Annotated in this window: 18 protein-coding genes; 11 read left to right on the top strand and 7 right to left on the bottom strand. The window is 43.0% G+C overall.

Features of this window, described 5'->3' with window-relative positions; genetic code table 11:
* The first annotated feature begins 230 nt into the window (after positions 1-230).
* The 7 genes from AB6E08_RS11405 to AB6E08_RS11375 all read left to right on the top strand — a co-directional run bounded on the left by AB6E08_RS11405 (position 231) and on the right by AB6E08_RS11375 (position 9,421).
* Positions 231-1,430 carry an HD-GYP domain-containing protein gene (locus AB6E08_RS11405; RefSeq protein WP_122047503.1) on the top strand — a complete coding sequence of 400 codons (1,200 nt, stop codon included), beginning with the start codon at positions 231-233 and terminating at the stop codon, positions 1,428-1,430.
* A 430-nt stretch (positions 1,431-1,860) separates the two neighbouring features.
* Positions 1,861-3,069 (top strand): TolC family protein, encoded by a 1,209-nt coding sequence (locus AB6E08_RS11400; protein ID WP_009845459.1) that lies wholly within the window; start codon positions 1,861-1,863, stop codon positions 3,067-3,069.
* Position 3,070: 1 nt separating this feature from the next.
* On the top strand, positions 3,071-4,297 hold the full coding sequence (locus AB6E08_RS11395; protein ID WP_372066275.1) for an efflux RND transporter periplasmic adaptor subunit: 1,227 nt from the start codon (positions 3,071-3,073) through the stop codon (positions 4,295-4,297).
* Positions 4,287-7,442 (top strand): efflux RND transporter permease subunit, encoded by a 3,156-nt coding sequence (locus AB6E08_RS11390; protein ID WP_372066321.1) that lies wholly within the window; start codon positions 4,287-4,289, stop codon positions 7,440-7,442. The genes AB6E08_RS11395 and AB6E08_RS11390 overlap by 11 nt, the downstream gene beginning before the upstream one ends.
* Positions 7,432-8,112, top strand: coding sequence for a response regulator transcription factor (locus tag AB6E08_RS11385; RefSeq protein WP_371702185.1), 681 nt, complete (start codon positions 7,432-7,434; stop codon positions 8,110-8,112). The genes AB6E08_RS11390 and AB6E08_RS11385 overlap by 11 nt, the downstream gene beginning before the upstream one ends.
* A gap of 2 nt (positions 8,113-8,114) precedes the next feature.
* Positions 8,115-8,630 carry a hypothetical protein gene (locus tag AB6E08_RS11380; protein ID WP_372066273.1) on the top strand — a complete coding sequence of 172 codons (516 nt, stop codon included), beginning with the start codon at positions 8,115-8,117 and terminating at the stop codon, positions 8,628-8,630.
* The gene (locus AB6E08_RS11375; protein ID WP_372066270.1) at positions 8,564-9,421 is read left to right on the top strand and encodes a sensor histidine kinase; all 858 of its coding nucleotides are present in this window, start codon (positions 8,564-8,566) and stop codon (positions 9,419-9,421) included. The genes AB6E08_RS11380 and AB6E08_RS11375 overlap by 67 nt, the downstream gene beginning before the upstream one ends.
* Before the next feature lie 179 nt (positions 9,422-9,600).
* Here the strand turns inward: AB6E08_RS11375 and AB6E08_RS11370 are convergent, their stop codons facing one another.
* From AB6E08_RS11370 to AB6E08_RS11345, 6 genes are all read right to left on the bottom strand, one after another.
* A complete protein-coding gene (locus tag AB6E08_RS11370; RefSeq protein WP_372066267.1) occupies positions 9,601-10,563 on the bottom strand; it encodes a DUF2860 domain-containing protein in 963 nt (320 codons plus the stop codon).
* Positions 10,564-10,822: 259 nt separating this feature from the next.
* Positions 10,823-12,634 (bottom strand): class I poly(R)-hydroxyalkanoic acid synthase, encoded by a 1,812-nt coding sequence (gene phaC, locus AB6E08_RS11365; protein ID WP_372066264.1) that lies wholly within the window; start codon positions 12,632-12,634, stop codon positions 10,823-10,825.
* A gap of 73 nt (positions 12,635-12,707) precedes the next feature.
* A complete protein-coding gene (locus AB6E08_RS11360; RefSeq protein ID WP_012600514.1) occupies positions 12,708-13,055 on the bottom strand; it encodes a phasin family protein in 348 nt (115 codons plus the stop codon).
* Between the two features lie 132 nt (positions 13,056-13,187).
* On the bottom strand, positions 13,188-14,399 hold the full coding sequence (locus tag AB6E08_RS11355) for an acetyl-CoA C-acetyltransferase (RefSeq protein ID WP_372066318.1): 1,212 nt from the start codon (positions 14,397-14,399) through the stop codon (positions 13,188-13,190).
* Between the two features lie 26 nt (positions 14,400-14,425).
* Positions 14,426-15,166: an SDR family oxidoreductase gene (locus AB6E08_RS11350; RefSeq protein ID WP_135383803.1), complete on the bottom strand. Its 741-nt coding sequence runs from the start codon at positions 15,164-15,166 to the stop codon at positions 14,426-14,428.
* A 569-nt stretch (positions 15,167-15,735) separates the two neighbouring features.
* On the bottom strand, positions 15,736-16,416 hold the full coding sequence (locus tag AB6E08_RS11345; protein WP_372066261.1) for an SH3 domain-containing protein: 681 nt from the start codon (positions 16,414-16,416) through the stop codon (positions 15,736-15,738).
* A gap of 96 nt (positions 16,417-16,512) precedes the next feature.
* Between AB6E08_RS11345 and AB6E08_RS11340 the strand changes: the two genes are divergently transcribed.
* On the top strand, positions 16,513-17,088 hold the full coding sequence (locus tag AB6E08_RS11340) for a hypothetical protein (RefSeq protein ID WP_017097491.1): 576 nt from the start codon (positions 16,513-16,515) through the stop codon (positions 17,086-17,088).
* Between the two features lie 260 nt (positions 17,089-17,348).
* Positions 17,349-17,591 (top strand): hypothetical protein, encoded by a 243-nt coding sequence (locus AB6E08_RS11335; protein WP_009845471.1) that lies wholly within the window; start codon positions 17,349-17,351, stop codon positions 17,589-17,591.
* Between the two features lie 235 nt (positions 17,592-17,826).
* On the opposite strand, the gene AB6E08_RS11330 is transcribed toward AB6E08_RS11335, so the two are convergent.
* Positions 17,827-18,285: an Lrp/AsnC family transcriptional regulator gene (locus AB6E08_RS11330; RefSeq protein ID WP_009845472.1), complete on the bottom strand. Its 459-nt coding sequence runs from the start codon at positions 18,283-18,285 to the stop codon at positions 17,827-17,829.
* Between the two features lie 149 nt (positions 18,286-18,434).
* Between AB6E08_RS11330 and AB6E08_RS11325 the strand changes: the two genes are divergently transcribed.
* The gene (locus AB6E08_RS11325; protein ID WP_371727707.1) at positions 18,435-19,364 is read left to right on the top strand and encodes a DMT family transporter; all 930 of its coding nucleotides are present in this window, start codon (positions 18,435-18,437) and stop codon (positions 19,362-19,364) included.
* 151 nt (positions 19,365-19,515) lie between these two features.
* Positions 19,516-19,971, top strand: a complete 456-nt coding sequence (locus AB6E08_RS11320) for a hypothetical protein (protein ID WP_017097493.1) — start codon at positions 19,516-19,518, stop codon at positions 19,969-19,971.
* The last annotated feature ends 213 nt before the right edge of the window (positions 19,972-20,184 follow it).

The raw sequence follows: 20,184 nt of genomic DNA, 5'->3' as shown, positions 1-20,184 counted from the left end.
TTATTACTACACCACTGCCACTTAACCGTTGTAAACAATATCGCTAAGATCGAAGCATAACTCTGTGACATTTCGGCCTTTTGTTTTTAATTTCATGTGTTTTGCTATTGATTTCACGTGTTTCACGATTAATTTCAGGTGTTTTGAGTAAATAAATCAACAATTTGACTAGATTCGTCGCGAAATTGGATTAGAATCACACTGTTTTTGACAACACTTAATTGAATTTAATGCAGTTCGACCTTAAAGACTCAGTAAAAATTTCCATAAACACATTGGTTGTGGGAATGTTTGTTACATCAATTCAGAAAAGTGAGCGTGTTTATTTATCTAACGCTGGACGCGTTTCTTCAAAAAAAGGAATTGATACATTAGTTAATAAAGGCATTAAGTATGTCTGGGTTGACAAGAAGCTCTCTGCTAAAGGTTGTAAATTTCACCCCGTTCCTGATGACGAAACGAGTGAGGAACAACAAAAGAGCAGTAAAAATTCTCCAAGTAAATTGGTCTCTCGAGAAGTAAGACAAAAAAATGCAGAGCGAATCATCCAAGAAGCGCGCGGTCTTGCTCAGAAAATTATTACGGCAACATTTGATTCGCATACGTTTGTTTCGGATGAACTGGATGGTTGGGCGGATGAGCTGATTGAATCAGCACTGATCAATTCAGATGCCTTGCAATGTGTTTCTGCATTACGTAAGAAAGATGCCTATTTGCTTGAACATTCCGTTAATGTCGCCACACTTTTGGTCACATTTGGCAAGCATTTGGGTTTTGGCAAAGACCGATTAAAGCCATTGGCTATTGGTGGGATTATTCATGATGTCGGTAAAGTGCATATCGATGATAATGTTTTGCACAAGCCTTCTCGTTTAACCGAGGAGGAATTCGCTCACATCAAGCAACACCAAGTATTTGCTAAACCTATCATCAAAAAAATCGAAGGCTTAAGTCAAATTAGCCGTGATGTATGTTTAATGCACCATGAAAAGTTAGATGGTACAGGTTACCCTAATGGATTGAGTGGCGAGCAAATTCCGCAGCACGGCCGAATGGCTTGTATCGTCGATATCTATGACGCATTGACGGCTGACCGTTGCTACAAACGTGGAATGAGCCCAGCGGAAGCGTTTAAAATAATGTTAGGTATGACACCTAATCACTTAGACCGGCAATTGGTGTACAAATTTATTAATTGCATTGGTATTTTCCCTATTGGGGCCATCGTTGAGCTGAGCAATGGCCATCTTGGAATCGTATGGTCATCGAATGATGATGCTCCTGTTGAGCCTGTCGTTAAGTGCTTCTATTCACGAAAGAATAAACGTTTCATTGACGTCAAGTATGTGGATTTAAAACACAGCTGGCATACGATTGTAAAAGCAATTTCTCCTACGAAGGCTGAAATTGATGTCACCCCTTTCTTTTAATAGAGCCTGCTATTCGAGGGGTATGAGGTCAGCACATTCCATGTATGGCCTGATTAGATAAAACGGACAAGTCTAGAAAGCCACTGATTTCAGTGGCTTTTATTTTTTCAGAAGTTCTTTCATAAACCCTTTACTAGCCCATATCCATATCCATATCCATATCCATATCCATATCCATATCCAATTTTAATCAATAACCAAACACTCATTTCACCTCCAATTTACTCGCTGTTAGGTATATCTATAGATAAATACCTTAGAGTAAGACAGCATGAACACACACCACCCCCTATCCGCGTTATTACTACTGGGTAGTCTGACCTATCTCACGGGTTGCGCTTCTCTATCACCAACGCCGCAAGCCAGTTTGAACAATACAACCCAGATTCCCGAGCAATGGGAAAGCTCTCAACGATACGTAAACACTACGATGTCGACACAATTGCTCTCGCTGTTCAACAATCAAGCTCTCGCCGATCTGGTTCAAGAAGCCCTCACCAATAACCACGACCTACATAAAACTGCACTTCGCTTGAAGCAAGCTGAACTATTAGCGGCTCAAAGTGATCAATACCTTCAACCTTCTTTAAATACAGACTTTCAAGCCTCTAGACAAAAAACAAGTCAAATTCAGAACAGTCACAAACTGTCTTTGAATTTAAGTTGGGAGTTTGATGTTTGGGGACGCTTAGCTGACTCAGCAAGCGCAGCTAACGCGAAACAACAGGCAACACAACTCGACTATGCTTACGCACAAAACTCTCTCGCGGCTCGCGTAATAGAGGCGTGGCTTGATGTTGCTTACAGAGCAAGAGTGATCGGGGTTGAACAACGCTGGCTACAAAGCCTTTCAAACACTGAGAATATTGTACTAGAGCAAGTGCTCGATGGGTTTAAAGAACAAGCAGACCTCGACACCGCTCGTGCTGCAACATCCAGAGTAAGAGCGAGTTTAGCGGCTAAAGAACAAGATCAGCTTATCGCAATCAGAGGCCTTAATACCTTACGAGGTAAGAGCGACACCCAGCTTAACCGAATGATTTTCACGATCCCAGAAGTTGAAGCTCCGCCATTACGTCTTCCCGGAGAAATGATTGGATCACGTCCTGACCTCCTTGCCGCTTATCAGCAAGTGCTCGCCGCCGACAAAAGCGCGGCAGTTGCTTACAAAGATCTACTGCCTAAATTCACGCTGTCTGCCTCTGTTTATCGTAGCGGTTCAACACCAAACCAGCTTATCGACAATCCTTCCCTGTGGAATCTCGTTGGGGGGATCAGCGCACCTCTTCTTGACCAATCATCACTACAAACCCAAGCAAAAATAGCTCAGCTTCAAGCAGAAGAGAGCTTTGTTGATTACCAAAAGAAACTATTGGTTGCCATCAATGAAGTAGGAAATGCACTAGACAAAGAGTTCTACCTCAAACAACAAGAACAGCATTATCGAGATGCTTTTACATTCTCCAAGGCTAGTATGAAAAACTATCAAAACCTTTATCAGGAAGGAGCCAGTGACGTTTTGGCACTGCTTATCGCCCAACAATCTATTTACCAATCTAAAATCCAGTTGCTTAATACTCAGCGTACTCGGCTCTCAAACAGAATTACCTTAGGGTTAGCATTAGGAATGGGGGTTTAAAATGAAACAGATACTTGTTACGGCTTTGGGCTTGCTCAGTATCATTGCCACCGCGATGTACATCATGAAGTCAATCCCCGAAGAAACAACGTTAGCGCTGGAAGCTCAGTCTCGACAATATATCAAAGTCACCACAGTCGACATTGCTGCCGGGCAACACCGCTCTACCATTGAAGGTTACGGGCAGGTAATTCCAGAAGAAACTTTAACGCTCACGAGCCAGGTTTCAGGAGTGATTCTTTCAAAAGCAAAAAAATTTCAACTAGGTGAACAAATCTCTAAAGGTGATCTGCTATTTCACATTGACGATTCCAGTTACCAAGTACTACTGGCTAACGCAGAAAAAGAGCTAGCTAACGCACAACTTTCATTTTTCCAAGAACAACGCAAACATCAACGTGCTCAAAAAGAGTGGAAAACTTCAGGTATAGAAGAGGCACCGAGCCCCCTCGCTTTGCGAGAGCCTCAGTTTAAAGCAGAAAAGGCACGATTAAACGCCGCACAACAAGCAGTTGAAGATGCTAAGCAACAACTAAATAACACGAATATCCATGCTCCTTTTGATGCCATTGTCAGCCAAAGCAACGTCACCACAGGCAGTGTTGTTGCATCCGGAACCTCGTTGGGACAGATCAAATCCATAGAAACTGCTGAAGTACATCTTCAGCTCACAGAACGCGACTGGCAACAGCTCCCCTCCGATTTGAGTGCACTGTCGGTGACAATTCAGTCAGCATCAAATTCAGATTCAGGGCAACAATGGGCAGCACGGGCGAGTCACCTTTCACTGCTCGTGGAACAATCAACACGTATGCGTAACCTCATATTAAAAATAGACTCCCCTCTTCAACAGCCAGAGCCTTTACTGATCGGGAGCTTTGTTAAAGTTGTCATTCAAGGTAAGAGCTACTCAGATAGTTTTGTAGTTTCATCCTCTTCCATTACTGCAGACGGCAATATTTGGTACGTCAAAGAAGGTCAACTTCATCGTCACAAGACTCAATCACTGTTTCAAGATATCGATGCGATTGGTTTTAAACAGGGCAACCTAAATCAACACATCACTTTGGTTGTAAAGCCGTTGTCCAGCTACGTGGAGGGAATGCAAGTATTAGCACTTTCGGATAGCTCTCACGCAGACGACACGGACAAACTCGCATTAAATCGGAGCCTCCCGACTCCTGCCTCTGGGGACAAATCACTTAAAGAGGTGAATGATGGACAATAACCTAAAAACTCATGGCGTTATCGCATGGTTTGTTCATAACCCAGTTGCCGCAAATCTTTTAATGGTTTTGATCATAGTCGCGGGCGGTTTTTCGGTTATCCAATCACGGGTAGAAAGCTTCCCCTCACTCCCCCCAACCAATATTACGGTAAGCGTCGAATATCAAAGTGGCTCAGCTCGCTCTGCTGAAGAAAGCATTGCGATAAAAATAGAAGATTCATTGTTAGGTGTAGAAGGCATCAAACAGATACACAGCAGTTCAAATAGTGACGGTGCCACGGTAACCATCACTAAGTCGAGTGGCTATTCACTCGACAAACTGCAACAAGATGTAAAAAGTGCGGTTGATGCTATTGGCGATTTACCTAGTGAAGCAAAAAAACCAGTGATCACGCGTCAAGCCGACCTTGAAGAGGTAGTTTCAATTAACCTGTTTGGTGACGTGCCTATCGGTGCATTACAACGTTATTTAGACGAGTTACGACACAAGCTCCTAGACTCTCCTTTGATACAAAAGGTTGATTACATTGGCCGAAAATCTCAGCAGGTCTCGATTGAAATTGACGAGGCCAAATTGCAAGCTTTCAGTCTCACGATGGAGCAAATTGTCAGCCAAATTAGAGCAGAATCATTAACCCAAACGGCCGGCCAGCTCAAAGGTTCTCAAGGGACGTTAGTTCTTAAAGCGGACCAGCAACACCGAAGCGCGAAAGAGTTCGCTTCGCTGCCCATTAAACGCACAGCAACAGGGCAAACCATACTCTTGTCCGACATTGCACATATTGAATTAGGATTTGACGACGACGGCAGCATTACTCGTTATAACGGCCATCCATCAGTAGGATTAAAGGTGAAAATGTATGGTCAATCAAACATCAACCAGCTAGCCCAAGAGACCAAATCCATCGTTGATGCTTACCAATTGACTCTGCCGAACGGTATCCACCTGACCCAATGGAATGATCAAAGTGAGCCGATTAAAAACCGTTTATCTTTGCTACTGAAGAACAGTGCTCAAGGTATCGCTCTCGTTGTTATTTTACTGGCTCTGCTCTTAAACATACGTGTGGCTTTCTGGGTTGCCGTTGGCCTACCTGTTACGTTTGCCGGTGCAATGGTCCTTATGGGAGATTCTTTCTTTGGACTCACCCTTAATGAACTAACCACCTTTGGCTTCATCATGGCCCTCGGAATTGTCGTTGATGATGCCGTCGTCATTGGTGAAAGCATTTACGAACAAAGAGAGAAACACGGAGCTTCCGTTGAGTCGACCATCGCTGGTGCGCAAAAAGTGGCAACACCAACCACATTTGGTGTGTTGACGACCATCGTCGCTTTTATGTCTCTCAGCTTAATCGAAGGGGAACTCGGTAAGATCTTTGCGCAATTTGCCATAGCTGCAACTTTCTGCCTGATTTTCTCACTCATTGAGTCCAAATTAATTCTCCCAGCTCACCTTGCCCGAGTCAAAATGGAACCGACTTCAGCATGGGGTATTCCTGCCGTATGGCACTATATTCAACAGCGTGTTCTACGTGCTTTCAAATACATCACTTGGCATCTCTACAAACCCTGTTTACAACTGGCTATACGCTACCGTTATGCTGTAATTTGTGGCTTTTTTTCCCTGTGTATTCTAGTTGGCGGCTCGCTAATAACCGGCAAACTTAAGTCGGTATTTTTCCCAGAGATTTCTACTAACTTCATCACGATCGAGCTCGCATTCGAAGATGATACTGGCTACGGATTAGTACAACGTGAAACACTTAAAGTTGAACAAATGGCGGCATCATTGAATGATTCGTTGGTGAAGAAATATGCGCTGTCTGTACCACCAATCCAAAGTGTATTGGTAGAAACCACCAATAACAGTTCGCAAATCATTGTTGGCCTTTCGAGCAACACTCAACGCCCAATCAGCGCGGGTGCTATCGCTAAAGAATGGCAATCCATGGTCCCAACACTTGAAGGCATAGACAGCGCCAATTTCTTAGCCGATATGATCAGCGATAAAGCCATAAGCATAGAATTAAGAAGTCAAAATGAAGCAACGATCAGCAACGCAACTCGTGAATTGACTGATCATCTCAATAATGTACAAGGTGTGCATGGAATAAAAAGTAGCCTCGCGAATACACAAGCCCAAATTGATATTAAAGTTAACGAAATGGGGTTAACGATGGGGCTTACTACATCGAATCTCTTACAACAACTCAACATGGCCTATCAAGGTTATGAAGTGCAGCAATTTCAAGAAGGTTCGCATGAAATAAAGGTCAAAATTCAGTATCCACGGGCAAAAAGACAAACACTGGATAACCTCAAATACGCACAAATTCGCTTGAGCAATGGTAAGTTAGTACCACTCAATGCGGTAGCCAATATATCGACTCGATATGTGTCCAAAAATATTGAACGAATGAATCGTAACAGAGTCAACGTGATAACAGCTGATGTTGATAAAACGATCGCTTCTCCAGAAGAGATCATTGATAAGCTAGATAGCGACCTGTTTAAAAGATTACAGAATAAGTATCGTGACCTAAACATTGTCCTTTCTGGACAGCAACAAGAGCAGGAACAAATATCAAATTCACTGTATAGCGTGTTTGCTATCGCTCTTATCGGCATCTACGCATTGCTTGCAATACCACTCAATTCATATTTCCAGCCACTGCTGATCATGTGCACAATTCCATTTGGTATTGTGGGCGCCTTGATGGGACACTTAATCCAAGGGATACCCATCAGTATACTTTCTCTGTTTGGAATGCTTGCATTAACCGGGGTCGTCGTGAATGATAGCCTCTTACTGATCTCACGCTTTAATACCAAGATAATGAGCGGTGATACCGTATACGAGGCGTTAATTGAATCAGGAACAGGACGCTTAAGGGCTATTGTGCTGACTTCTGCAACCACGTATTTTGGCTTAGTGCCCTTACTGTCAGAAACCTCTCCTCAAGCTCAGTTTTTAATACCAGCAGCTACGTCAATGGGGTATGGAATCTTATTCGCAACGGTAATAACACTTCTTTTGGTACCCGTATTGCTAATGGTTCAACAAGATATCAAGCGGCTGTATCACAACATAATTACCCAAAGATCCGCTTCTTTAACTGGGGTTAAGAAAAATGAAATCTAACTTATCTATCAACGTGTTATTAGTTGAAGATGACAAGGAGCTCGCCGCTTCTGTTGCAGAGTTTCTCGAATTTGAAAACATCAAATGCGATCATGCTTACAACGGGTTAAGCGGTTTTACACTCGCAAAACAAAACTACTATGACGTTATTCTTCTTGACCTAATGTTACCTAAAATAGATGGTTTTACTGTCTGTGAAAGACTTCGAGACGACGGTGACGATACGCCTATTTTGATGCTGACAGCAAAAGATACGCTGCAAGACAAAGAAGCTGGCTTCAATGCTGGCACTGATGACTACTTAATCAAGCCATTTGCAATGAAAGAGCTCGCCTTACGTATCAAGGCGCTCTCTAAGCGAAGAAGTAGCCAACAAAAAAGGTTAGTACAAGGTGACTTAGTCTATGACCTAGAAAGCCAGCAAGTATCAAGATCAGGACAAGTCTTGGACTTAAATCGACTCAATCTAATGCTTTTAGAACTCCTCATGCGCCGAACTCCACAAGTCGTTACTCGTAGAGAAATAGAGGAGTGTTTGTGGCCAAATGACGCACCAGAAAGTAACAACATAAAAGTACAGGTTTATCAACTGAGACAAAAAATCGATAAGCCTTTTGAATCTAAGTTGATTGAAACCGTCGTTGGCCAAGGTCTGAGGATAAAAGAGTAACCATGAGCATGAAAAAGAGCTTCCCAATACGGGGTCACCTTACTACCTTTTTCTTGGGCTTGTCACTTCTGACAGCCTTACTATTCGGAGAACTTTTAATCCGTCACTTTGAATATGGAATAGAAGATTCAGTAAAAATGCGACTCGCCAGTGAATGGTTGAGCTTTAACGAAGTGCGCCTTATAAATCCAGAGGCCAAACTACCTAAATCTTACGTAGTGTCATTTTATTATGACCAATTGCCTAACATAAAGGTCGACGGTAAAGACGTACTTCGGGATGTGACATTTATTAATGATGAGTTCACTGTCGTCTTCGTTGATGAAACGGTTACCAACGACATCAAGAAAGAGGCTGTCTTTGGTGTCTACCGTTTTGCTCTCGAAGACGGACGATTGGTATTCGGAGTCGCTAGGTACGACTACCGCCTAATTGGCGACACAATAGATGTGTGGTTCGATCATCGCTTCAACCTTATTATCTACATTGCTCTTGGCTATATATTTTTATTGTATTAGCGCTTTGGCTCTACAGTTACCGAGTAGGAAAAAAAACCGAACAACTCGTCGAATGGTCAGAAAGCGCGTCCAACGACCTATTGGCGAACCCCGCTCCCAACTTTAAATTCAGTGAATACAATCGAGTTGCGCTTTATCTAGAAAAGGCACTAAGTAAGAATGCGCACTTGGTAGAAAGAGAACAACGTTTTCTATCTCATGCTAGTCACGAATTGCGAACGCCTATTGCAATCATACGAGCAAATATGGAGATCTTAGAGCGCATCTCCCTGCCCTCAGATTTACAGCGCCCGATCAATCGTATCGACCGCGCGAGCAGCAACATGCAGCAAATTACCGAAACCATGCTCTGGCTAGTCCGAAAGAGTGAAACTCCACCGAATCAGAGCTTAGTTTCGGTCGTCGCTTTATTAGATAATTTGGTAGAAGAGTTAGAATATTTAATTCAAGGTGAAGAGATCGACATCATCCGCAATTACCTTCATGCCCCAACAGTGGAACTTCCAGAGACTCCAATCAAAATTGTCGTTGGTAACCTCATTCGTAACGCTTTCCAATACACGCACAGCGGTACGATCCATATCTATTTCGAAAAAAACAGCATAGTGATCAAGAACATCAATACACAGGAACTTGATCTGCCATTTCAAGATAGCTTTGGCCTTGGGCAGGATTTAACCGAGAAAATATGTAAGAAGCTAGGATGGCACCTTGAAGCAGAGGAAATAGAGGGAGGCTTGTTGGCTCGGCTTCATTTGCCGGGCGAAGAAAAATCAAATACCAATGCTTAACTTCGTTTAAGTCGAATGACCAAGCCTCGGGGCAATCCGACCGGGTGTTTTGGTCGCCATTGACTGAATTTAAGCTTCATCACTCATATTCAGTCGCAGCCTCTAGCCGAAAAAGTAAACAATAAAAAGGGCTAACAAATATGCTAGCCCCAACTCATCGTGATTAAGTAGTCAATTACTTAAAAGTGATAGCTAACACCAACACTCATCAAATATCCGCTGGTATCGTAGAATGCGATATTGGAATTGTTACTAGAATAACCCGCTAATGCGTTGAATCCCCAGTCTTCCCAACCCATAACGTCCATATATTCATAGCCAAGCGTTGCGCTATATCCATTGTCTTCACGTGTTTTCTTGAATACTGGATTGGATGCATCATATGAGCGGTGGCTGTAATCTGCATTGACCGAGAATGCATGATCATCCACCATCATTATGTAGGTCAACGAGCCAGAGTAATAAGAGAAAGAAACTGCTTCACCGTCTGCAAGATGTTTTTGATAAGACAACGATGGTTCGATAAAAGAGCTCCCACTAACAGGCATCTCCATAGATAGGCTTGCATAATAGCCTTTAGCGTCACGTTGGAGTACACCTGTTGGCACTCCTAGGTGAACGCCCGATTTGTCATTTTTAATGTCTTGCTTGTAGACAGCGAAATCACCCGATAAACCAATATCTAATAAGTTGTCGAGTTGTACACGAAAGGTATCACCAGAGATATCGGTTTTAGTCCTCGCAGTATTGGCTATGAACGGGTCTTCCCATACTTCACCATTTGCGATTGTTGGAAGGTAAGAGAACGATACAACCGATTCATTGCCATATTCCAGTGCGTAGCCAAATTCAAAAGCAAAAACACCTTCAATGATATCGCCACGCGAGGTCCCCATAAAGACCTGCTGGTCGCTATCTGAACCAAACGTGTAGCGCAACTGTCCCAGTGGTACAACAAGCGCACTCGAATCCGATTCTCCCTTGCTGTTCAAGCTGCCTTTTTTTACAGCCTCTGAGTCATCGGTTTCACTACCAAAGCCGACCAATACTCCAACTTCGCCTCCCCAGCCTGGTTCATCAAGTTCAGCCAATACATTTGCACTAAACAAAACCCCTAGAGTCATTAACATGCGGTAATTCATCGCTACTTCTCCTTATGAAAGTAGCGAATAGTTTGCCAACTCGAAGGTAAATTTAGGGTGAATAGAGATATTTCATAGTGGGAGCATACTGACGGCATATGCAACAACTCTAGACGGCCGTTTTTTTTACGACGATTTGTATTGTTACACCTCAAGTGGTATTCGGCGTTTGGGTATTGAGGCGCTTGATAAGTGCACCTCTGATATAAGTGGCTAATACCCTAGTAGAAATAGGTATCAACCACTCACGTTAAACAAGCTAAGCGTCGCTTTTCGGAGCCTGTACATCAACGACTTCTTTATCGACGATAGGAAGTACCTGTTTTACATAGTTACCCGGAGCCTTGCCAATCACAGGGTGTAGCTCGGAACCTTGATTGAAAGGTTCGACTTTCTCGTCAGCTTCAAAGCCTTGTAACCATTGATCCCAGTGTGTCCACCATGAGCCTTCGTTGTGACTTGCGTTGTTTAGCCATTCGTCAGCAGAGTCATCTAAGTTGTCGTTCAACCAGTAGCCGTATTTCTTTTTCTCTGGATGGTTAACAATGCCTGCGATATGACCAGACTCGCCCAGAACAAACGTCTTGTTGCCACCAGTGTTCAATGCACCACGGTAAGTCCCCTGCCACAACGCGATATGGTCTTCTTTGGTCGAGATGAAGTAGCTTGGTATCTTAATTTTATTCAAATCAATCCATACGCCGCCCACTTTCACGCCTTTGTCTTGAACCAGTTTGTTTTCAAGATAAAGCTCTCGCAGCAAGAAGTTATGGCATTTAGACGCCACGTTAGTGCTATCACTGTTCCAGTACAGAAGATCAAACTCCATCGGGCTACTGCCTTTGAGGTAGTTATCAATATAGTAGTTCCAGTATAAGCTGTTCTCTCGAAGCAAACTGAACGTCACGCTCAACGAACGACCATCCATATAGCCCTTGCCATCGTTCTGCTTCTCAATAGCATTGATGATTGTCTCATTGATGTACGCGCCCACCTCACCCGGCTGCGAGAAATCCAACAAGGTGGTAAAAAAGGTCGCTGTTTTGATGCGCTTTTTCATGCGCTTCGCAGCGTAGTAAGCCACCGTCGAAGCCAACACCGTACCGCCAATACAGTAACCCGCCGCGTTGATTTGCTCTTTACCTGTGATGTCTTCAATCGCAGAAACGGCTTTAACCACGCCTTCCGTGACATAGTCACCAAACTCAGTGTCCTTCTGCGCTTCACCTGGGTTGCGCCAAGACATCATGAATACGCTATGCCCTTGCTCAAGCAACCAACGCACCATCGATTTCTTCTCACGAAGGTCAAGAATGTAGTACTTGTTGATGAATGGCGGGACGATCAGCAAAGGCGTCGCATTGACCTGCGGTGTCTTGGGATAATATTGAATCAGTTCAAACAACTCGTTTTGAAAGACAACATCACCTTCCGTGTTAGCAACATCAACACCTAATCGAAAAGCGTTGTTGTTGGTCATACGGATTTTGAGTATATCAGCACTCGCTTCAACGTCTGCTTGTAACTGCTCTAGCCCATCAAGCAGGTTTTCACCATTTCGCTCAAGCGTCAGTTTCATCAACTCTGGGTTAGTCGCAATGAAATTGCTTGGAGAGAGAGCATTGATTGCCTGACGTGAAAAGAACGCCACACGCTCTTTGGTTTTCTCGTCGATGCCTTCGATAGAATTGATGGTGTCGATGTAGCTTTTACTGAATAACAAATAGGATTGCTTGATGAAACTATAGAAAGGGTCGTTCTTCCATGCATCATCGATAAAGCGCTTATCACTGCGATCTTCTGAGATGACACTTTCAGTGTTGCCCATCAGTGCTGCGTTTTGCCAGATTTGCAGTTGCTGTTCCCACCATTGAGATTGCAGCTGAAGCAGGACGGCGGGTTGGTTGGCGGCTTGCTCGAAGATTTTTGATGCATCATCAAAATTCAATTCTTGCATCGCTTGATTTAGGGAAGATTGCGCGGCTTCCTTGTTTTGTTCAAAGTTATCCCACCATTGCTGGTTTGTTTGTTGAAGTTTAACAAGGTAGTCCGAAAAGAAGTGTTGAAACATAACATGACTCCAATAATCGGAAAATCGCCACCGAATGTCACAGTAAAACTGCCTCATTCGATGGCGATTAAATTTATGCAGGTGTGACTGTTTTCAAGTTTTCAGTTGTTAGTGTTTCAACATCGTCTTTGAACTCTTTGGCAGCCGCTTGCAATTTTGTACTGTCACTCATCATTTGCTGAGACAGTTGAGTTAATGCCGTGAGTTGTTGACTATTGAAAGCGGTCAGGCTGTTTACGTCTTTGATTTCGCTTACTGCCTTCATTTGAGAAAGACCCATATCCGTATAAGTCTGCATCGCATTCATTTGCAGTTCTGTCATCGTTTGAATGTTCTTAGCAACCAACTTGTTGAACTTTAAGTACGGTTCAAATTGCTTTTCTGTTTGGTCAGTAATTGTTTTGAAAATATCCGTGTACATAAGTAACTCCTGATGAATACATAGTTTAATAAATTTGTATAATCATCGTTTCAGCCAACATTCATCTATGAGCTCGCGATGCTTTGAAAAGCTGATCCGATGTTTTTAAGCTTGCTACCGATACCTTAGGCTCTAACCTTCAATACCTTTTAGCAAAACAGCGGTTCCCATCCCTCCACCCACACAGAGCGAAGCAACGCCATAAGTCGTTTTCTGTTCAAGCATTTCATGGATGAGTGAAACAATAATTCGATTGCCAGACGCACCTAGAGGGTGACCAAGCGCGATTGCACCACCATTCACATTGACCTTTGGCTTGAACGCATCAAGCGGTAAATCATGCTGCTCTGACAATTGGTACATTACGCCAAGAGCTTGTGCTGCAAACGCTTCATTCAATTCAAACAAATCTATTTCTTCGAGGGTGAGATTCGCTTTATCAAGCGCTTTAGATACCGCTTCTACTGGGCCTAACCCCATAATTTTGGGATCTAAACCAGATTGCGCGTAGCTGCTCAGCTCTACCAGTGGTGTCAGGCCGTATTTCACGACCGCCGATTCAGACGCTAAGATGATTGCACTTGCGCCATCATTGATGCCCGAAGCGTTACCTGCCGTAACAGACCCTTCACGGTCAAAGGCTGGGCGAAGCTTTTGCAGAGCTTCGAATGTCGCGTCTGACTTCGGATACTCATCGGTATCAAAAATGACGGTTTGTCTGCGCTGCTTAACTTCTACAGGCACGATTTGCTCGTTAAACTTACCCGCTTCAATCGCTGCGACGGCTTTCTGTTGGCTTTCTAGGGCATAGTTATCTTGAGCTAGGCGCGAAATATTTAACGTGTTGGCGATATTTTCAGCCGTCATGCCCATGTGGTAGTGATTAAACGCATCGGTTAAGCCATCACCCACCAATAAGTCTTTCATTGAGACATCACCCATTTTGTGACCATTACGAACGCTCGCTGGTACCACAAACGGAATTTGGGACATCACTTCAACGCCAGCAGCAATAACCACTTCAGCATCTTGTGCTTTGATGTGCGCCGCTGCGTCCATCACTGATTTCATACCGCTGCCGCAAATCATGTTCACGCCGTATGCTGGCGTTTCCTCAAGAAGCCCCGCATAAATGGAAGCCTGACGAGCAACCCCCATGCCTTGACCTGCCGAAATCACATTGCCGACGATCACTTCATCAATCGCATCTAACGAAAGATCGACAGACTCAAGTGCGCCTTTGATCGCAACGCCAGCTAACTCACCCGCAGATACGTTTTTTAGCGACCCAGTAAATGCACCAATAGGAGTGCGCTTGGCCGCAACAATAAATACTTTTTCCATCATTCCAATCCCTTCAGTTTCGCCAATTAGTGCATGTACAAGCCGCCATTCACTGACAATGTTTCGCCTGTAATGTACGCCCCAGACTCACTCGCTAAAAAGCCCACTGCGTCTGCAATTTCAACAGGCGTCGCTAAACGTTTCATTGGGATTTGATTCTTTATAGAATCAAGGACTTCAGGTTTCATTTGTTCAACCATAGGCGTGCCTGTGTAACCAGGGGCAACAACATTTACCGTCACACCGCTTCTAGCCCCCTCTGCTGCCAAGGCTTTTGAAAAACCAATCATTCCAGCTTTAGCCGCCGAGTAGTTAGTTTGCCCGAATTGACCTTTAAGACCATTGACGGAAGAGATGTTGATGACTCGGCAGTTACCCTTTTCACACATAGGAGCGAACAGAGGTTGAGTCACGTTGAAAAGGCTGTTTAAGTTCGTTTCAATCACGTCTTTCCATGCTTCGGCATCCATCTTCTTAAAAACACTGTCACGCGTTATACCCGCATTGTTGACCAACACATCCACCGTTCCTTCTTCTTCCAACAACTTGCTTAAACTCAGCGCACACTCTCCCGTATTGGTGACATCTAATTCAAACAATCTCACTTGATCTTCAGTAAATTGTTTTTCATTAAACCATTCCAATGCGCATTGGTAATTCCCAGTAAAATAAGTCGCGATAACACGATAGCCGTCTGCAACTAATTTAGAGGAAATTGCTGAGCCGATACCGCCTTTTGATCCTGTAATTAAAGCAAGCTTTTTCATTAATGGTTCCATCCCTTACAAGCAATTAAATAACAATGATGTTAATAAGATAATGTCTTAGTTGATAATTAAAATTTACGTTTTGCTTTAATTAAACCCTACAACTCAAAATCAAAAAGTATTATTACAAACCGAAAATAATTTGGGATTATGATTAAAAACGTGACTTGCCTTACAGTTCTAGTGAAATGTTACACATATGTAAATTACCGTAAGGCACTGAAATAAATAAGCTTTACTTAATTTCGACTTTATCAGCAAGCAGGTAAGCCTTTGTTAATTAGAGATAAACCAACACTTCCTAGCTTGTTTCAAGAAGAATGCAATGTGGGAATTCGAAATGATTGATCATGAGAATAATAGTAAAGATCTTATTACCCATTAATAAATATTTAATGATGGTTGTATATAAGATTCAATATTAATTACAGGGTAAATAGAAAAAGCCAGCATTATAGATAGCATAAAAAAGCCCACTCAATCTATGAGTAGGCTTTAGTTAATATCTTGGAAAAATAGAGTTAATTAAAAGTCAGTGACGAATACCCACATTAAATAGGAATCGGCTCCTACTTCGTGAATGTTTCATTAGTATTTACATCTAGATAAATTTTGTTTTCAAGAGACAACCCACCACAATAAATAAAATAAACGTCTCGGTTGCTGTATTTAACTGATTTAACCCAACCGCCTAACTCTTCAAAATCACTTGGGTCGCACTCCCCTTCAGAGATAAGTTTAGCTACCGTGTTGCGGAACTTCTCTTGATGGAGCTTCAGATCATCGGATTTAGATAAGTATGAATCTAGTATCTCTCTGTTTTCTTGCTCAGAGATAATCACTTCATCACTAGATAGCCCAGACATTGAAATCCATTCCGCCGTCTGTGGTCCGCCTTCCTTTAAAACAATATAGTCAGAGATACGAGCCCATTCGCCTTGCTTCTCTAGTAGTTCGACCTTTTCACCCTTATAAAGATAGTCGGTTATCAAAGCATCAATTTCGGGCTGCTCGACTACTTTTAGTTTTCTATCTAAAACGTAGAACTCAGTCTGTTCTGGCTCAGGCTGAGTAGTAGTGAGGGATGCAGGGTCAGATTCAGATTGCGCCGCGACTTCAACAGCCGGCGCTTCCTCTTTCTCTGGCGGAGTGGGGTCTTTTTTCATGACGAAGAAATAGTATGCAGCCCCTCCTCCGCCCAATATTAATAACACAAGTAAAGCGATCAGCGCTTTTTTCATCAAATCCACCAGCTCTTCCGTTTTAGGTATGTTTCAAGTGTACATCAACTCATGTTGCTGCTCATCTATACTCTTAATAGAGAGCGAGTTAAGTAGAGGTAAATCATGAATTTTTTGGTGAAGGTTGTCATTATAAGTGTACCTCTGAGTGCCGATATCGCGTTAGCAGACCATTGTGACCGTGAAAACTGGCAAACACTGTTAGATCGCCAGTTATCATTTGAAGAACGCTATAATCAATACACCAAAGAATTTAACCAAGTTCTCTCGACCTATGAATCACAAACGTTGCTATCTAAACATTTCAACGAAAAGCAGATCATTGGGCTTTGGGCAAAGTACGAACAAAGATTTAATGTGCAGCTCAATAGTCATATGCATACCGCTTATGATGTCTCTGAGGTTCTATTAAAACAAGCGTATATTGTGTCTACAGAACTAGATGGAGCGGAGTCTCTAACGCATTCGTGGCAAACCATAGCTAAACACTGCGCTAAAGCAAGACTACCGCGTCAAACAGAAAGTGCACAGGTACATGTACAAAGCTCACAATCACTCTCGCAAGATCTTCATACACTCAGTAAAAAATTTCGTCAGCTCTCTTCAAAATACCGTAAAGAAGCGACGATGATTGACGAAGCTCGCCACACAAACCAACCGATAAACGATGTACAAAACTAAAATGATTACTCACTTGCTTAACTTGATTATCCCAATAATCATAGTTCGAACAAACCAACACATTCAGAAATACAATCAATCAAAGCTTTATCAATAAGTTGTAAAACTAATGTGGTAACTATCAACAATGACGTTCAATTTCCGACCAATGAAAGCGACTATGTGAGATATTCATCACAAAATAGATTTACAAACGCCAGAAAATTGTTATCATGATTATTCATATAACTTAATAACAAGAAATATTTTGGCTAGGTAATATGCAAAAAACTATGGCTTTCAACTGCTTGAGTAACACGGAAGGGACTGCAGAGATAAGAGGTAAACTTTTATCTGTCGCTAAACACATGGAAGAGTTCGGTTCAGTAAGTGAGCTAGAGCTATGTAAGATATTTGGAGAGACGATTTGGAATGACGGTGTGGATTATCATTCACATGCTTTTTCATTCAGAATCAACGCTCAAACCGGGGATTGTTCAATCTCTAACTTTAAGTATCACTAAGTTTTGCACCTATCATATACGGAGTACCTTTCACGAGGTGCTCCGTTTTTTATTGTTGCGTATCCGCATTCGTCAGATAGCCGTTAATGCGACCGTACTTCCTATTAGTCATAAAATCATTTCGTTTTCAGCTCATGTCATCGGGCAGCGTGTCACCTACCTACGGCTTAGTCGGTATAAACTGTTAGTTCGTATAGCCCGTTTGTTCGTATAAACCGTTAGCTCGCATAAACAGTCAGTCCGTATAAACCGGAAGTGGCGCATTGCCTTTCACTTGCCTAATCGCAAGATGGGTATGTATGTCTTTTACGTTGGAGAGTCGCTGTAGCTTTCTGGTAAATGCTTCGTAAGCCATCAAGTTAGGGCTGACAACTTCTAACAAGTAATCATAAGCCCCAGATACAACGTGGCAGCTGATAACCTCTTCCATCTCGACAACCGCACTTTCAAATTTATCAATCGACACTTCTTGGTGGTTGTTCAAGCTCACCTCAACAAACACGCTCATTGCGATGCCGACCTGTTCCCGTGACAGGCTCACACGGTAACCATCAATAATCCCTTTTTCTTCCAGTCTTTTGATGCGCCTCGCGCACGGTGAAGCCGATAAGCCAACTTCATCAGCTAACTCAGCGGTGGTTAGCCTGCCGTCTTTCTGAAGCAACTCAAGAAGATGTCTATCAATCCTATCCATAGCAAATACCAATTATTAGTTAAATTCGTTAACAATTAGCAAAATATTAGCAGAAATCATCAACTACAACTCAAGTTAGAACAAAACTTGCCAACCTATGGCACAGCAAGTACCCCATAATTAATCATCATTCACTTTCCTTGTTTATTATGAAGCTTGGCTATTTATCTATTACTGTCACTCTGCTCATCTGGGCGAGCTTTTTCCTTTCTCTTAAAGGCGGCGCAAATTCAGATTTAACACCTGCAGACATCGCACTGACTCGATTCCTCATACCAGCATTGGCGTTATTACCTTTGGTGTGGAAAGCACGTAGCACGATCGCTGCTGTCCCGAATCGATACTTGGCCGGTATGTTTGTGGGGTGCGGGTTACCTTATTTACTCGTTGCAGGAACAGCCATGCAGTTCGTTCCGGTATCACACGGGAGTGCTTTAGTTCCGGGAACGCTTCCTCTATTCGTAACAGGGATCGCGGTACTCTTTTTTAAGCAGCCGCTTAGCCGACACCGTGTCGTTGGTTTAGGTCTGGTTTCGCTTGGGATATTGTTGTTTCTGGGAAGTAGCTTAAGCAGCTTCAACTTTGAATATACCAAAGGTCACGTGTTGTTTTTGTGTGGCAGCTTGATGTGGGCGACGTTTACCATCTCAGCACGTGTTGCCAATCTTAATGCGCTTGTCAGTGCAGGTTTTATTTCATTCTGTTCCACCTTGCTGTTGCTGATCCTTATCTTTACAGGAACCCTCCCTAGCCATTTAGTGGATACACCAATTGCTCAATGGCCAGTTACAGAGCTTGCCGTGCATTCTGCGGTGCAAGGCGTAGGTGCAGGCTTAATAGCAGCATTCACTTATCTATATGCAGTCAATACACTAGGAGCAGAACGCTCAGCCGCTTTTGGTAGTGCAACACCTGCTGTTGCAACCTTGTTGGCGATCCCACTGTTCAACGAAATTCCGGATACGATGACTTGGTTAGCGCTTGGTTCGATTTGCATCGGCAGCCTGGTTGCGAGCAACATTTTCATGAGGCATGACAGGTCTATGCAGTATCAACCCCCAAGCCATAGCAAAGCCTGATACTACGTTCAAACCTGCCAGTCTAAGCCGTGATTTTAAGGCTTGTAGTACACAGATAAGTCTACAAATGTAGGCTTATCCAAAATCTACTTTTTCTAAGTCCGCTTCTCCATTAAACTGTCCGACCTTTTTGCTCATCTAAGAGAACACCATGCAACGCGATTACACTTTAACTTGCTTAAACAACATGCCTCGTGAAGAACTAGAAGAATTTAGTTTAAGAATGATTCATCGCCTTGTCCCTGAAGATGCAATGACGGAACTGTTTACGTTCGAACAGGAAGAAGTGACCAATGACGAGCGTATGCAATCAGCAAAATTTGATGCGATGTTGCGAATGACAGCAATCGCGCTGAGTGAAGTGAATCTTGCGTTTAGTGAGTCGGATAACTCACAACAAAACATCGAGCGCATGACTCGACTATTGCTTTGGCACTTCTATGCAATGTCGTTCAACCTTGAGCAAGCGATCAGCCTTGAAACTCACTGTGACAAAGTCGAGAAGATTTTGTCGAAAGCACCGACAGAAGCATTTGGTTGGGTTAAAGAGCTCACAGAGTTGCTGCACTTCTATGCAAAAGTGAACGAAGAAAACGACGCTAAGTAAAGAGCACTAAGTCACGGGACGAATTGAAAAAGCGCATATTTCCAATTCTGCTTCAAACACTCCAACTAGTTGCTCGCTCCCCCTTGGACAAGTCGTACAGGTTCTAAATCGAAGAAACCTACAACACTCGAAACCCGAGGTCTGGTGTTGAGCTGACCTGTCTCGTCCTAAAATACGTTGACAGTTTTTCTACTAAGCCAACAGCGTCAGCTG

This window comes from Vibrio sp. 10N.247.310.24 (assembly GCF_041467175.1).
In the GTDB taxonomy this organism is placed as follows: Bacteria; Pseudomonadota; Gammaproteobacteria; order Enterobacterales; family Vibrionaceae; genus Vibrio; species Vibrio tasmaniensis_A.
The sequence above is the reverse complement of the archived record's forward strand: the minus strand, read 5'-3'. Positions and strand labels throughout refer to the sequence as shown.

Coding starts and splice junctions, on each gene's coding strand:
- AB6E08_RS11320 (WP_017097493.1), top strand. CDS start 19,516: ATGCAACGCGATTACACTTTAACTTGCTTAAACAACATGCCTCGTGAA.
- AB6E08_RS11385 (WP_371702185.1), top strand. CDS start 7,432: ATGAAATCTAACTTATCTATCAACGTGTTATTAGTTGAAGATGACAAG.
- AB6E08_RS11395 (WP_372066275.1), top strand. CDS start 3,071: ATGAAACAGATACTTGTTACGGCTTTGGGCTTGCTCAGTATCATTGCC.
- AB6E08_RS11405 (WP_122047503.1), top strand. CDS start 231: ATGCAGTTCGACCTTAAAGACTCAGTAAAAATTTCCATAAACACATTG.
- AB6E08_RS11380 (WP_372066273.1), top strand. CDS start 8,115: ATGAGCATGAAAAAGAGCTTCCCAATACGGGGTCACCTTACTACCTTT.
- AB6E08_RS11330 (WP_009845472.1), bottom strand. CDS start 18,285: ATGGATAGGATTGATAGACATCTTCTTGAGTTGCTTCAGAAAGACGGC.
- AB6E08_RS11400 (WP_009845459.1), top strand. CDS start 1,861: ATGTCGACACAATTGCTCTCGCTGTTCAACAATCAAGCTCTCGCCGAT.
- AB6E08_RS11355 (WP_372066318.1), bottom strand. CDS start 14,399: ATGGAAAAAGTATTTATTGTTGCGGCCAAGCGCACTCCTATTGGTGCA.
- phaC (WP_372066264.1), bottom strand. CDS start 12,634: ATGTTTCAACACTTCTTTTCGGACTACCTTGTTAAACTTCAACAAACA.
- AB6E08_RS11360 (WP_012600514.1), bottom strand. CDS start 13,055: ATGTACACGGATATTTTCAAAACAATTACTGACCAAACAGAAAAGCAA.
- AB6E08_RS11340 (WP_017097491.1), top strand. CDS start 16,513: ATGAATTTTTTGGTGAAGGTTGTCATTATAAGTGTACCTCTGAGTGCC.
- AB6E08_RS11390 (WP_372066321.1), top strand. CDS start 4,287: ATGGACAATAACCTAAAAACTCATGGCGTTATCGCATGGTTTGTTCAT.
- AB6E08_RS11335 (WP_009845471.1), top strand. CDS start 17,349: ATGCAAAAAACTATGGCTTTCAACTGCTTGAGTAACACGGAAGGGACT.
- AB6E08_RS11370 (WP_372066267.1), bottom strand. CDS start 10,563: ATGAATTACCGCATGTTAATGACTCTAGGGGTTTTGTTTAGTGCAAAT.
- AB6E08_RS11325 (WP_371727707.1), top strand. CDS start 18,435: ATGAAGCTTGGCTATTTATCTATTACTGTCACTCTGCTCATCTGGGCG.
- AB6E08_RS11350 (WP_135383803.1), bottom strand. CDS start 15,166: ATGAAAAAGCTTGCTTTAATTACAGGATCAAAAGGCGGTATCGGCTCA.